Source organism: Coralloluteibacterium stylophorae, from assembly GCF_018122625.2.
Taxonomy (GTDB): domain Bacteria; phylum Pseudomonadota; class Gammaproteobacteria; order Xanthomonadales; family Xanthomonadaceae; genus Coralloluteibacterium; species Coralloluteibacterium stylophorae.
Genome location: NZ_JAGQFT020000004.1, coordinates 48,558 through 62,018, shown reverse-complemented (window position 1 = coordinate 62,018; position 13,461 = coordinate 48,558). Strand labels below are relative to the sequence as shown.

General features: G+C 73.1%; 12 protein-coding genes and 1 pseudogene. 3 read left to right on the top strand and 10 right to left on the bottom strand.

The window, feature by feature from the left end:
* Positions 1 to 16 precede the first annotated feature (16 nt).
* From bufA2 to KB893_RS06975, 5 genes are all read right to left on the bottom strand, one after another.
* Complete coding sequence (gene bufA2 / locus KB893_RS06995) at positions 17 to 286, bottom strand: BufA2 family periplasmic bufferin-type metallophore (protein WP_211925001.1); 270 nt, start codon at positions 284 to 286, stop codon at positions 17 to 19.
* 108 nt (positions 287 to 394) lie between these two features.
* The gene (locus tag KB893_RS06990; RefSeq protein ID WP_211925000.1) at positions 395 to 865 is read right to left on the bottom strand and encodes a DoxX family protein; all 471 of its coding nucleotides are present in this window, start codon (positions 863 to 865) and stop codon (positions 395 to 397) included.
* Between the two features lie 10 nt (positions 866 to 875).
* Complete coding sequence (locus tag KB893_RS06985) at positions 876 to 1,610, bottom strand: HvfC/BufC N-terminal domain-containing protein (RefSeq protein ID WP_211924999.1); 735 nt, start codon at positions 1,608 to 1,610, stop codon at positions 876 to 878.
* Positions 1,607 to 2,443 carry an MNIO family bufferin maturase gene (gene bufB, locus KB893_RS06980; RefSeq protein WP_211924998.1) on the bottom strand — a complete coding sequence of 279 codons (837 nt, stop codon included), beginning with the start codon at positions 2,441 to 2,443 and terminating at the stop codon, positions 1,607 to 1,609. Before bufB ends, KB893_RS06985 begins: the two co-directional genes overlap by 4 nt.
* 5 nt (positions 2,444 to 2,448) lie before the next feature.
* On the bottom strand, positions 2,449 to 2,730 hold the full coding sequence (locus KB893_RS06975) for a BufA1 family periplasmic bufferin-type metallophore (RefSeq protein WP_211924997.1): 282 nt from the start codon (positions 2,728 to 2,730) through the stop codon (positions 2,449 to 2,451).
* Between the two features lie 293 nt (positions 2,731 to 3,023).
* On the opposite strand from KB893_RS06975, the gene KB893_RS06970 reads away from it, so the two are divergent.
* Both KB893_RS06970 and KB893_RS06965 read left to right on the top strand, forming a co-directional pair.
* A complete protein-coding gene (locus tag KB893_RS06970) occupies positions 3,024 to 3,608 on the top strand; it encodes a sigma-70 family RNA polymerase sigma factor (protein WP_211924996.1) in 585 nt (194 codons plus the stop codon).
* Positions 3,605 to 4,246, top strand: coding sequence for a DUF1109 domain-containing protein (locus KB893_RS06965; protein ID WP_211924995.1), 642 nt, complete (start codon positions 3,605 to 3,607; stop codon positions 4,244 to 4,246). Before KB893_RS06970 ends, KB893_RS06965 begins: the two co-directional genes overlap by 4 nt.
* Positions 4,247 to 4,313: 67 nt before the next feature.
* Here the strand turns inward: KB893_RS06965 and KB893_RS06960 are convergent.
* The 3 genes and pseudogenes from KB893_RS06960 to KB893_RS06950 form a co-directional block, all read right to left on the bottom strand.
* Positions 4,314 to 4,863: pseudogene (locus tag KB893_RS06960) on the bottom strand (YdeI/OmpD-associated family protein).
* A 70-nt stretch (positions 4,864 to 4,933) separates the two neighbouring features.
* Positions 4,934 to 7,981 (bottom strand): sensor histidine kinase, encoded by a 3,048-nt coding sequence (locus KB893_RS06955; protein ID WP_211924994.1) that lies wholly within the window; start codon positions 7,979 to 7,981, stop codon positions 4,934 to 4,936.
* Between the two features lie 188 nt (positions 7,982 to 8,169).
* Positions 8,170 to 9,294, bottom strand: a complete 1,125-nt coding sequence (locus KB893_RS06950; protein ID WP_211924993.1) for a hypothetical protein — start codon at positions 9,292 to 9,294, stop codon at positions 8,170 to 8,172.
* 319 nt (positions 9,295 to 9,613) lie between these two features.
* On the opposite strand from KB893_RS06950, the gene KB893_RS06945 reads away from it, so the two are divergent.
* Complete coding sequence (locus KB893_RS06945) at positions 9,614 to 10,288, top strand: DUF2306 domain-containing protein (RefSeq protein ID WP_213173586.1); 675 nt, start codon at positions 9,614 to 9,616, stop codon at positions 10,286 to 10,288.
* Here the strand turns inward: KB893_RS06945 and KB893_RS06940 are convergent.
* Both KB893_RS06940 and KB893_RS06935 read right to left on the bottom strand, forming a co-directional pair.
* Entirely contained in the window at positions 10,179 to 11,333 is a 1,155-nt protein-coding gene (locus tag KB893_RS06940; protein ID WP_211924991.1) for a helix-turn-helix domain-containing protein, read from the bottom strand. The genes KB893_RS06945 and KB893_RS06940 overlap by 110 nt on opposite strands.
* A 75-nt stretch (positions 11,334 to 11,408) precedes the next feature.
* On the bottom strand, positions 11,409 to 13,271 hold the full coding sequence (locus tag KB893_RS06935; protein ID WP_211924990.1) for a DUF885 domain-containing protein: 1,863 nt from the start codon (positions 13,269 to 13,271) through the stop codon (positions 11,409 to 11,411).
* Positions 13,272 to 13,461 lie beyond the last annotated feature (190 nt).

Here is a 13,461-nt window from a genome sequence, read left to right as displayed (position 1 = left end):
GCCGGGCGGGGAAGGCTCAGGCGGCCGGTGCGGTGGTGCTGCCGCCCTCGGCCTCGCACTGCTGCAGGGTCACGGCCTTGAAGCCCTGGCCCTTGCATTCGTTCTGGCCCTTGCATTCGTGATTGCCCGACTTGCAGTCGGAGGTGCCCTTGCAGCTGTTGATGCCGTAGCAGTGCACGGTCCGGCCGGTCGCTTCCTCGGCGGCCTGCGCGGGAGCGGAGACGGCGGCGGCCGAGACGGCGAAGACGGCGGCGGCGGTGGCGAGGCTTTGGGTCGCAGTGAGCATGGCGATGGGGTTCCTTCGTATGAGGGGGTGCCGGAATGGCACGGAGTCATTCGCGGCCACGGGTGCTGCGGTTACAGCCGGGCGGAGGGGATCGGGGCGAAGGCGCGTTCAGCGCAGGCCGAGCGCGTGATCGAGCGCCACGCGGCCGCCGCCGCGGGCGATCAGGTACAGCAGGATCGCGGCCCACGACAGATGGGTAGGCCAGGCCGCGGGATAGACGAAGATCTCGATCACCGCGGTCATGCCCAGCAGCGCGAACGCGGACAGGCGCGTGGCGAGGCCGAGGACGAGCGCGATCGGCAGGAAGGTTTCCGCATAGACGGCCAGGTGCGCCGCTGTCTCCGGCGCCAGCAGCGGCAGCGCGTATTCGCTGCGGAACAGCTCGTAGCTGCCTTCGGTCACGGTCAGCAGCCCATCGACCTTGGTCCGCCCGGACTGGAAGAAGATCGCGGCGATGGCGACCCGTCCGACCAGGGCCAGGAACGAGTGGCCCAGCAGTCCGGTGGCGCGTTCGGCCAGCGCGTTCCAGCGCGAGCGGAGCGTGGCGCGGGCGGCGTGCACGGGGGCGGTGGGTGTCATGAGGACTCCTTCAGGTCGTGGTGAATGCGCCAGCGCCCAGGAGGGCGGCGAGGATGAGGTCGACACGCGCGTCCGCGGACTGCCCGCATGCCGCTTCGGCCGCCTCGGCAAGCGTGTCTCCGCGCGCGCAGGCGTCGAGGAAGTGCAGCGCCGGTGTCGACACCGCCGCGACGCGTACCTCGGGCCCCACCCGTGCCACCAGCGCGTGCTCGGCCTGCCAGGCGAGATCGCCGGCGGGGGACAGGCCGGCGCGACTGGCCTTCCAGATCGAGAAGGCCGGCAGCGCCGAGGCGAAGAGGCGCGTGGCCGGATGCAGGCGCAGGCGCAGCCTGGCCAGGCGCCGCGGGGACAGGCCGCGCAGCGCGGCCGCGTCCAGCGTGCCGCCGTCGGCGGCGACCAGGCTCTCGGTCCACAGCCGATCGAGCCGCGCCACGTCGGCGAGGTAGGTCAGGTCGCGCGCCGGTTCGAAGCGCGACAGGAACGAGGCGAAGTCCTCGCCGTACCCGAACAGCCGTCCATCGCGCGGCGGTCGTGCCGTCGCGTACTCGGCCGCGGCGGCACGGAACCAGTCGCGCCCGACCAGGCAGACGATCGCGGGATAGTTGGCTTCCAGCGCATCCAGGCAGCCGCGCATCACCGTGTTGCGATACACGGCGAACGCCCGGTGCCGCGTCGGCCCGCTGTCCGGGGATGCGTTGCCGAGCGCTTCGGCGAAGTTCCGCTGGAACCGGGCGAGCGCGCTCATGCCGCGATCGCCTGCGCGGCCAGCAGCCGCTGCGCCCGCTCGCGCTCGGCCAGCAGGACGGCGAACGCGGGCACGTTGCCGTCGCGTTCGATCAGGGTGGGCCGCGGTCCCCCGCGCGCGATCGCATGACGGTAGAGCGCCCAGGCCTCCTCCGACACCGCGGCATCGTGCGAGTCGATCCACAGCGCGTCGCCGAGCCCGGCGTCGACCGTGTGGCCGGCGAGATGGATCTCGGTCACCGCCTCCAGAGGGAAGGCGTCGACGTAGCGGCGCGCGTCGCCGCCGAGGTTGTGCGCGCTGACGAGGACGTTGTTGATGTCGAGCAGCAGCCCGCAACCGCTACGGCGCACGAGCTCGGCCAGGAAGTCGGTCTCGCTCCAGTCGTGGCCGTCCAGGGGCAGGTAGTGCGCCGGGTTCTCCAGCGCGATCCGGCGGCCGAGGACGTCCTGCGTGCGCGACACGTTCGCCACTACGCGCGCGAGCGCCTCGTGGCTCCGCGGGAAGGGCAGCAGGTCCGGCAGGTGGCGTCCGTCCCAGGACGACCAGGCCAGGTGTTCGGACACCAGTACCGGCTGCACGCGATCGATCAGGCGCCTGAGGCGCGCCAGGTGCGTCGCATCGGGCGGCGCGGCGGCCGCCAGCGACAGCGACACGCCGTGCAGCGAGAGCGGAAAGCGCGCCGCCAGCGCATCGAGCAGGGCCAGGCGGGGCCCGCCGTCCACCAGGTAGTTCTCCGGGTGGACCTCGAGCCACAGCGCCTCGGCCCTGCAGCGCAGGGCGTCGTCGGCGTGCTGTGGCTTGAAGCCGATGCCGGCGGCGGGCGCGCTCGCCATGACGCTCAGGCGGGCTCGGTCAGCGAGCCGCGGCCGTGCGGGGTCACGATGCTGGTGCACGTCCCGGCCGGGACGTTCTTCCACGCGTTCTTCTGGTAGTCGGCCTTGGCGGTGCCGGCGCAGGTGGTGCCGGGGCCGGCGGCGCAGTCGTTCTCGCCGGCCTTGGCGACGCCCCAGCACTTCTCGACGGCGGGCTTCCTGTCGTTGCCCGCGTCCTGGCCGTGGGCGACGCCGGCCGCCAGTGCGGCGAGGGTGAGGGCGAGGGGGGCGATGCGGCGATGCTTCATGGAGGATGCTCCCGGTGGCGCCGGACGGGATGCCCGGCTTCGCTGGAGCAGTTCGCCGCGCGGCCGCTGCCGGTTACAGCGCGCTTGCCGTCGCCAACGGCTGTAACCGAGGGCCGCCCCCGGACGAACAAGGCGGCATGGACGTCCTGGACATGCAGGCGCGAGTGCGCACCGCGGCCGGCCGGCGCAGCCGGCCTACACTCGCGCCCGCCTCATGCCCGGCGGAGCGAGGTGGAACCGATGTGTCGACATCACCCGGCGCGACCCGCGTCCGGCGGAACGGAATCGCACTGATGGGCGGACTGCCCGCGCAAGCGTCCGCGGCCGACGATGCGCACGCGGTCGAACGCGAGCTGCACGCCTGCATGGTCCTCGCCCTGGCCGGCGACGCCGCGCAGTACCGGCGCTTCCTCGATCGCCTCGCGGCGCACCTGCGCGCCTACCTGCGGCGGCGGCTGCCCCGTGCGCAGGCGGACGTCGAGGACGTCCTGCAGGAAACCCTGCTGGCCGTGCACAACGCGCGGCACACCTGGCGCCAGGACCAGCCGCTGACCGCCTGGGTGCACGCGATCGCCCGCTACAAGCTCATGGACTTCTTCCGTGCCCACGCGCGACGCGAGGCGCTGCACGATCCGCTCGACGACGACGGCCGCATCTTCGCCAGGTCGGATGTCGAGCCCGCCGAGGCCCGGCGCGACGTGGGAGAATTGCTCGACACGCTGCCGGACCGCCACCGCCTGCCGATCCTCCTGGTCAAGCTGGACGGCCTGTCCATCGCCGAGGCGGCGCGGCACAGCGGGCTGTCGGAATCGGCGGTGAAGGTCGGCATCCACCGCGGCCTGAAGGCGCTCGCGGCCCGCATCCGAGGCAGTGCATGAAGACCGACGACCTCATCCAGGTGCTCGCAGGTGGAACCGCGGCGGTCGACCGCCACGTTCCCACCCGCAGGTTCTCTCTGGCCCTGCTGCTGGGGGTGGTGTCGGCGACGGTCCTGGTGGCGCTGCTGCTCGGCGTGCGCTCCGATCTCGGGGATGTCGCCCGGCTGCCGGCGTTCTGGCTGCGCCAGGCTTTCATCATCGCGGTCGGCGCGGCCGCGCTGTGGGTGACCCTGCGGCTGTCGCGCCCAGGGGTGCGGGTGGCGGGCGGCTGGACGATGCTCGCCGTCCCCGTCGCCGCAGCCTGGATCGGCGCGGCCCTGGTGCTGCTGGACGCGCCGTCGGAGGCGCGCATGCCGCTGCTGCTCGGACAGACCTGGAAGGTCTGCTCGGCGCTCATTGCGATGCTGTCGCTGCCGGCGTTGGCCGCCATCCTCTGGGCGGTGCGGGGCATGGCGCCGGTGCGCCTGCGTCTGGCCGGCGCCGCGGCCGGGCTCCTGGCCGGTGCCACGGCCGCCTTCGCCTACTGCCTGCACTGCCCGGAGATGGCGCCGCCGTTCTGGTCGACCTGGTACCTGCTGGGCATGCTCGTGCCCAGTGCGCTGGGTGCCCTGCTCGGGCCGCGGGCCCTGCGCTGGTGAGCTGCATCTTGGCGACGTCCGCTCGAGCCACGACACAGGGGTCGGGGCTGCGCCGGTGCCCGATCCTTCAGCCTGCCGCCTCGGGTGCCGCCAGCACCTTGCTGTAGATGCCCGAGCGGTCGAAGCAGCAGGCGCGGCGCTTGCTGGAGGCGAGCATGTCGCAGGCGGTGGCGATGCGCCTGCCCCGGGTCTCCGCCTTCTTCCCGGAGGCGATCCAGTGGGTCCAGTCGCGTCGCGCCGCCGGGGTCAGGCTCGCCCACTGCGTGCGTGCGGCCGGCGCCGCCGCCAGCGCCCGGCGCAGGTCGGCCGGCACGCGGCGGCTTGGGTTCCTGCGCGGCCGGCGCGATCGCGAGCGCGACGGTATCGCCCGCCGCCACACCGGCGGCCTCGCGCAGCGCGCGCGGCACCTTGAGCCAGTGGCTGCCCCGGCCGTCGGGCTCGAGCGTAGCCTGGAATGGCTGACCGCAGAGGCTGCCGTCGACGCTCGCCATGCTGCGCGTCGGCAGCCTGGCGCTGGCCTCCGCAGGCAGCACGAGGAAGCACCAGGTCGCGCCCTTCGGCGCCGCCGGGCGCTGCAGCGTGGCCTCGAAGCGGATGGTCGCAGACGACCTGGGCATGCCGGGTCGGCCTCCGGATTCCCGTTCCCATGTTCGACCGTTCCGCCGGTGCGATGGTGGCCGCCCGTCGTCACGTGCGCCGTCGCAGCAGGCCTGCGACGGCCGCACGCAGGCCGCGCCGGCGCGGGCGGTAGGCCGCGGCGGCCGGGAGACGGACGGCGACGGTCGTGCCCGCACCCGGCTGCGAGTCCAGGCGCAGCTGCCCGCCGATGCGCGCGGCCCGTTCGCGCATGCCGTCCAGGCCCCAGTGTCCCGGCCGGCCCGGTTCGCGCACAGGCATGCCGATGCCGTCGTCGCGCACGCGCAGGCGCAGCTCGCGCCGCGCATAGCCCAGTTCGATCGTCACCATGCCGGCGCGCGCGTGCCGCAGCGCGTTCAGGACCGCCTCGCGCCCGATCAGGTAGAGCTCCTCGGCGACGCCCCCGCACAGCGCGCGCGGCGTTCCCTCCACGACCAGGCGCACCTCGGGCGGCGGCTGCCATCCCGCCTCCTCCGCGACCTGCAGCAGGGCCTCGCCGAGGTCGCGGCCGTGGCGGACGCCGCCGCGCAGGCCGCTGACTCGGTCGCGTCCCTCGGCCATCGCCTGCTCGGCCAGGTCCATGGTCGTCTCGAGCTCGTCGCGCAGCGGATCGTCCGCGCGCAGGCGCTGCGCGGCGGCGTGCAGGCGCAGGATGAGGCCGTGCATGCCCTGCAGCAGGGTGTCGTGCAGTTCGCGCGCGATGCGCTCGCGCTCCATGTGGCGCTCCTGCATGCGCACCCGGACCTGCGCGGCGACGCGGCGCAGCCGCGACAGGTAGGCGATCCACAGCAGGGCCAGCGCCAGCAGCGCGCACAGCACCCGGAACCAGGCCGTCTGCCAGTAGAGCGGGGCGATCACCAGCGGCAGTCCGGCGCCGACCTCGTTCCACACCCCGTCGTTGTTGGCGGCGATGACGCGGAAGGTGTAGCTGCCCGGGCCGGGGTCGTTGTAGAAGGCCACGCGCCGCGTGCCGGCGTCCTGCCATTCGCGGTCGTAGCCCTCCAGCAGGTAGCGGAAGCGCACCCGTTCGGGGATGGCCAGGCTCAGCGCGGTGTAGGCGATCTGCAGGTTCTGGATGCCAGCCGGCAGCTGCAGCGCGTCGCGGCCGGCCGGATAGCTGCGGCCGTCGGCCTGCACCGCGCGCACGTGCACCGGCGGCGGCACCGGGTTGCGCCGCAGCGCGCCCGGGTCGATCGAGACCACGCCGCTGGTGGTGGCGAACCACAGCCTGCCGTCGCCGGTGCGCGCGGCGGTGGGGATCGGGCGGAACTGCGCGGGGATGCCCGGCACGCCGTCGAGGAAGTCGAACCGGGCGTAGGCGGGCCTGCGTCCCTGCGCATCGAACAGGTATGGGCGCTCCGCCGCCGGCAGGTGCAGGATGCCGCGCGCGCCGTTGAGCCAGAGGTCGCCTCCCGGTGTGGCGACGATGCCCGAGATGCCGCTGAAGGCGTCGCCACCGTGCGCGCTGCGTACCCTGCCGTCCTCGACCCGCGCGAGCCCGCGGTCGCCACCGACCCACATGCCCGTCGCGTCCTCGGCCAGGGCGCTGACGTTGCCGACCTCCAGCCCCTGCTCGGCGCCGATCGGCGTCGGGCGTCCGTCCTGCAGGAGCAGGATCGCGTTGCGTGCGAAACCCATCCACAGCCGGTCCCGCGCATCGCACAGCAGGCTCAGCGGCGAGGAGCCCTCGGGCATGCCCGGCAGGTCGGCGAGGTGGCTCCAGCGGCCGTCGGCGAGACGGTAGACGCCCGGCGTGTTCAGCGACACCCACAGCGTGCCGTCGCCGCATGTGGCGATCGCCTGCACGCCGGAGTAGTCGTCGAGGGGCAGGGGCAGGGTCTCGGCGAGGTGGCCGTCCCGCAGCGTCCACAACCCGTCGGGGCCGCCGAGCCATACCGTGTTCCGGCGGTCGCGATGGCCGGCGGTCAGCGGTACCGCCAGGTCGAGGAAGTCGAGCTCGCGGTCCTGCAGGCGCATCAGCGGCTGGTTGCGGCTGCCGACCAGCAGCGCACCGTCGCCGTCCGCAACGATGGCGAAATCCTGCGCGCCGTCGGGCAGCCGGGCCGGCACCACGTTGGCGTGCCGGAAGCGGTCCAGCCCGCGGCTGCTGCCGACCCAGATCGTGCCCTCGTGGTCCTCGAGCAGCGGCTGCAGGTAGTCCGAGCCGAGTCCGTCGATCCGGCGGAAGCGCTCGAAGCCGGCGTCGGCGGCGGCAGGATGCGGCAGCCGCAGCAGGCCTTCGCCGAGCGTGGTCGCCCACAGCGCACCGTCGCGGTCGAACAGGAGGCCGGCCGAGGGCAGCGCGATGGACGGCGTGGCGACGGTGCGGCCATCGATGGACACCTCGCGCACCGCGCCGTCGGCCTCGGCGATCCAGATCCCGCCGTCCGGCGCCTGCGCGATGCCGCTGACCCGCCCGACCGCAGCCGGTACGCGCTGGAAACGCGTCGTGCCCCGGCGCAGGAAGGCGAGGCCCTGATCGGTCGCCACCCACAGCGTGCCGGCGGCGTCGACGAACGCGGTTCGCGCCTGCCGCCCTGGGAACGCCCACTCCGGCCCGAGCCGATGCCAGCGCCCGTCGCGCAGGTAGACCAGGCCGGTGAAGGTGGCCGCCCACAGCCGGCCCTCGCGGTCCTGGGCGAAGCGGAAGACGGTGCTGCTCGGCAGGCCCTCGGCCTCGCCGTAATGGGTGGCCGCGCCGTCCCGGAGAACGCTCACCGCGCCGTAGCGGAAGCCGATCCAGAGACCGCCATCCGCGCTTGCATGCAGGGCCGAGATGCTCGCCGCGGGGAAGGCGTCGGCACCCGTCGGCGCTACACGTTCGAACTCGACCCCGTCGAAGCGGAACAGGCCGAACTGGGTGCCGAGCCAGAGGTAGCCGTCGGCGGTCTGCGCCAGCGCAGTGACCTGCCCCGGGGCGCCGTCGGCGACCGTCCAGGCGGTGTGGTGGAACTGGGCGACGTGGCGCCCCGGGTCCAGCGCCTGCCCGGGGCCCGGCAGCAACGACAGCAGCACGCACAGGACGCCGGCGCACCATGCGCGCAGGCGCCCGGATACCGCCCGCGCATCGCGGTCTGCCCGCTCCGAACCGCTGCTCAACGCCGCTCCCCTTCGTGTGCGCTGTCGTGGTCGGCGTACCCGCCCGCGCCGGCGCCGGTCGCGCCCGGCGAGGTGCCGACTTGGTGCCGCGTGGTGCCCCGCGGTGCCGCCGCCGCGGCGCGATTCTAGCCAGCGTCACGGACCCGTGGGTCCCGCAGGTCGTCCGCCGCACCGGCCGCCCGGCGCCGCTAGTCCTCCTCCGGCGGCACCTCGACCCAGTCGTCCGCCGCCTGCCACGGCACGAAACGCGCGATGTCCTCGACCTCGACGCCGTCGACCGCGTCGCCCAGCGCCGGCAGGTCCTGGCGCACGGCTGCCTGCGTCCACGCCGGATCGAGCCGTTCCAGCAGGCGCCTGCCGCAATCGGCCCCGACGGCGTCGAACCCGCTCGGCGCGAGCGAGAACGCCATGTGGATGCGGGTCCGGTCCTCCGGCCACTCTTTGACCATGCGCCCGCGCTCGCCGCGGACCAGGTGCATCGCCACCACCTCGAAGCGGCGCTCGCGCAGCGCGTCCGGTGGCGTGCGCAGCACCAGGTGGCGGCGGCTGCCGGCACCCGCCTGCGGGCGCTCGTCGGCGAAGTGCAGCAGGTCGGCGGAAACCAAGCCCTGGATGTCCAGCATGCAGCGCTCGCTGCGGCGGCCGCTGGCGGCGGAGCGGGTCGCGCTCGCGGTCAGCTGGACCGTCGCCGGCAGCAGGGCGGTCGCGAAGTCGTGCTGCCCGTCGACGTCGACATCCGCCCACAGCTGCTCCGGCAGCGCGGTGTCGCTCTCCGTGTCCGCGGCGGCGCGCAGGACGTGCAGCAGCAGCGGGTTCCCGTCGCGGTCGAGGGGGCGGCCGGTGACGATCTCCAGGTATTCGCCGTCGAAGCGGTAGCGGCTGGGCAGGTCGGCGCGCGCGACGTGGCTGGAATGCGAACGCAGGTTGTGGATGCGATAGGCGAAGCGGCGGCGCTGGGCCTGCATCATCGGGGTGAGGGTCTCGACCAGGGCCGCGCGCGCGGCGGGATCGACGTCGGCAAGCCGCAGCGAGATCCGCGTCGCCGGATAGCCGAAGAGCCGGGCCAGCCAGACCCGCGTCTCGGCACGGTCGGGCATGACCACGGCGAGGCCGATGGCGCCGACGGTGAAGGCGACGAGTCCGGCGAGCGTCAGCCCGACCTGGATGCGCCCGGCGGTGTCCGACTCCGCCGCCACGCCGCAGGCCCTCAACAGCGGGCGGAGCAGGGCCCAGGCCAGAGCGCCGACGGTCAGCGTCGCGGCGATCAGCGCGACGAAGGCGGCCGCGAACAGCAGGAAGTGAAGAAGACCCAAGAGCATGCCACGGCGAAACAGGCGCGCCACTCTACCGGCGTGCGCGCAGCGATCGCGATCCGGGCGTACTGGGACCGGCCCGACCCCGGCCCGCGGGCCGGGGTCTGCGCGGCGCTGTACGCGGGCGGCCGCGTCCGGCGATGGCGAACCTGGCAGCGCGGCGACGGGCGGCCAGGTCTCGCGAAACGGGCGCGTACGGCAGCCGAGAGTGCGAGACGGCGGATCCGGACCTCGGCGACGACCGGGTCCGCCGGCGGGGACGATCCGCCCCGGACATCCGCGACAGGCTCCCCCGCGTCCATTGTCCGGGAGCGCAAGCATGTACGAGTGGCTGGGTAGGTCGGCATGGTGGGTCGTGCGTGTGCTGTTCTCCCTGGCATGTCTGGCGGTCGCCGGCTATGCCTTCGCGTACCTGTACATGGAGGTCCGCGGCGACGATCCGTTCGGCGCGCAGTTCGCGGTCTCCGGCTGGGATGTGCCGGCGCACTTCTTCGGCGCGGGCCTGGCCCTGCTGCTGGTACCGCTGCAACTCAGCGCGTCCGTACGCCGCCGCCTGCCCAGGTTGCACCGGCTGGGCGGATGGCTCTACGTGGCGGCGGTCGCCATCGGCGCTGTCTCAGGGCTGTCGCTGGCGGCGAACGCCCAGGGCGGAGCCGTGGCCCGTGCCGGATTCGCGGTGCTGTCGTTGCTCTGGCCGCTGGTCACCGCGGTTGCGATCGCCGCGGCGATCCGGACCGACACGGTCGCCCACCGTCGCTGGATGACCCGCAGCGTCGCGCTGACGACCGGCGCGATCACCCTGCGCCTGATGCTTGCGGCGGCGCTGCTGCTGCAGTGGCCGATGATGCAGGTCTACGTGGTAGCCGCCTGGCTGTCGTGGCTGATCAACCTTGTGGTGGGCGAGCTGATCCTGCGCCGGCAGACGGTCGCGCCCCGGGCCGTTCGGCGCAGCTTCGCCGGTAGGCGCTCGGCGTCAGTCCCAGGCGACGCTTGAACGCCGCGTTGAAGGTCGACTTCGACGTGAACCCGCATCCGTAGGCAATGTCGATGATGGTGCGCGCGTCCTCCTGATCCGCGAGCGCGGCACGGGCTGCATCGATACGCTGGCGGTTGATGTAGTCCCAGAAGGTCCCGCCGAAGCGCCGATTGATGACGGCCGAGACCAGGTATTCCGGATAGCCGCTGCACTTGGCGAGCTGGCCGATGGTCAGCGCCGGCTCGCGGTACAGCTGCCGGTCGCGCATCAGCCGAGACAGCCGTGCCTGGACCTCGTCGAAGCGCGGGTCGTCCTCGCGCGCGGGCTGTTCGTCCCCGCCCGCGGCCGGGGCCGCCTGTTCCAGCACCCCGGGGGGCGACTGCGCCAGGCTCGAATAGCCCACGACGCACACCCACGCCGCCACGGCGGCATAGATCAGGTCGTAGTCGATCCAGGGGACCGGTGCGGCCGACTGCACAGCTGCGATCGTCCAGATCACGAGCTGGCCGATGGCTATCATCGTGATCCACCCCAGCGACTGCCGGGCGCCGGCGGAGTGGCCGGCACGAAGCGCGCGGTGGTAGCGGCGCACCAGACGCAGGGCCGCCGCGATATAGGCGAAGGCGTAGCCGTACAGCAACGGGTCGAACCACGTCGGCAGCCACGTCGCGTGCCCCGACTGGGCGCGGGCGAAGCGGAGCGCCGTGTCTTCGGCGCCCAGCAGGAACAGCGGTGTCGTCCATGCCAGAGCGAACGCGAACCCGGCGCCGTGCACCAGGTCACGCAGGCGCACGCCCAGGCCCATCGTCAGCGCCCGCACGTAGAGGTAGAACAGGCTCGCGTACAGGAATGGCAGCAGCGTGACGAGCCGGGCCGGCTTGAACAGCCATACCACCGGCTCTGCCATGTACAGCGCCTTGATCGCCAGGTCGGCCCCGACGCTGGCGAGCCATGCGGCCAGGATCCGGTCGGCGTGCCGGTTCGCCCGGCGTCGCCACAGCGCGAGCGCAAGCAGCATCGCCTGCGCCGCGCCGATCGCGTAGATGACGACCCAGTGGCCCATGCTGCCCCGCTGCGGTTCCCCGCCTGCAATGGTGCCGGGAACGGCTGGGGTGTCAAAACGCGTCCTGCGTCGGAGTCAGCCTCGCTTCTTCTCCTCCGCGATCCACTGCTCGATGCGGCGCTCCAGCAGGGTCAGCGGCAGGGCGCCGCCGCCGAGCACGGCATCGTGGAAGCGGCGGATGTCGAAGTCGTTGCCGAGTTCGGCCTCGGCCTTCGCGCGCAGCTCCTGGATCCTGATCATGCCGATCTTGTAGGCGGTGGCCTGGCCGGGCCAGGTGATGTAGCGACGCACCTCGGCCTCGATCGCCTCGCGCGGCACCGAGCTGTTCTCCTCGAAGTAGGCGACCGCCTGATCCTGCGTCCAGCCCTTGGCGTGCAGGCCGGTGTCGACCACCAGGCGGATCGCGCGCCACATCTCCGAGGTCAGGCGCCCGAACTCGGAGTAGGGATCGGTGTAGGTGCCAGGCATCTCGCGGGCCAGCCATTCCGAGTACAGCGCCCACCCTTCCGCGTAGGCGGTGAAGCCGGCCTGCTTGCGGAATTCCGGCACGCCCTCCAGCTCCTGAGCGATCGCGATCTGCATGTGATGCCCGGGCAGGCCCTCGTGGTAGGCGATGACCTCGAGCTCGGTCTTGGGCATCGCGTCCATGTCGGACAGGTGGGCGTAGTAGATGCCGGGGCGCGAGCCGTCCGGGGTGCTCGGGTAGTAGTGCTGCGCGGCGCCGTCGACCTCGCGGAAGGCCTCGACGCGCTTGACCACCAGGTCGGCCTTCGGCAGCAGGCCGAAGTACTCGGGCAGATGCTGCTCGATGGTGTCGAGCGCCTTGGTCGCATCGTCGAGATAGGCCTGCCGGCCGGCGTCGGTGTTCGGGTACTTGAAGCGCGGGTCGCTGCGCATGAACTGGAAGAAGGCCTGCAGGTCGCCCTCGAAGCCGACCTTGTCCTTCAGCGCCTCCATCTCGCCGCGGATGCGCGCCACCTCGTCGAGGCCGATCCGGTGCACCTGCTCGGCGGTGAGGTCGGTGGTGGTCGAGGCGCGCAGGCGCTGCGCGTAATAGGCGGCGCCGTCCGGATGGGTGGTGCCGACGCCCGACGGATTCTCCAGCGCGTTCGGCAGGTCGGCGCGGAACCAGCCGATGACCTCGTCGTAGGCCGGCTTCACCGCCTCCACCAGCGCGGCGCGCGCCTGCGCCTTCAGCTCGGCCGCGCGTGCCGCGTCGATCGTGCCGGCCTCGACCAGCGCATCGGCCTTGGCCTGCGCGTCGGCCCACAGCGCGCTGTCCTCGCCCTCGGTGAACGGAGCGCCGTCGATCACCTTGCCGCCCTGCTCGATCACGCCCTCGTGGGCGAAGCGCGGCGGGCGGATGCCCTTCTCCGCCGAGCGCCGCGCCTGGTCCATGAGCTGGCCGAAGGCGCGCGGCACCTCGCGCAGGCGCGCGACGTAGGCCTCGTAGTCCGCCTCGGTCTCGACCTTGTGGAAGCCGATCATGAAGGTCGGCAGCTGCGCCTGCATGCCGCCCATCTGCTCGAACGGATAGGCGTGGTCGGCGAAGCGGTGCGCCGCGCGGGCCTCCTGCACCTGGTACTCGAACAGGTCCCACGACAGCCTGGTGGCGTCGCTGAGCGCGTCGTAGTCGAAGGTGGACGTCATCTCCTCCAGCGCCGCGACCTGCCAGGCCAGCTGGCGATCGGCGGCGGCGCGCGACATGTCGTCGAGCTCGCCGTAGCGGTCCTTGCGCCCGAGGAAGGTCATCTGGATCGGGCTGAACTGCAGCTGCTCCTCGTACTTGCGCTCGAACCACGCGTTGAGGCGCGCGTCCTCGCTGGCCGCCTGCGCGGTGGCCGGCGCGGCCGGCGCCGCGGCCTGTGCGGACACGGACGACGACCAGGCGGCGGAGAGGGCGAGGGTCAGGGCGGAGACGACGAGGACGCGGCGCATGGGAACTCCGGGTGGTGGCTGGGAGCGTGGCTCCCGGAAGCGCGATCATGCCGGATGGGATGGCCGGGGCGCGGAGTGCCGAAAGCCCCGGTGCGCCTTCGCGGCAGCGGAAGACGCTGGCCGAGGCCCGCGGCCGGCTGTAGCCCGCACGGGGCGAGGGGGCATCGACGGCCTGCTAGCATCCGAAGTC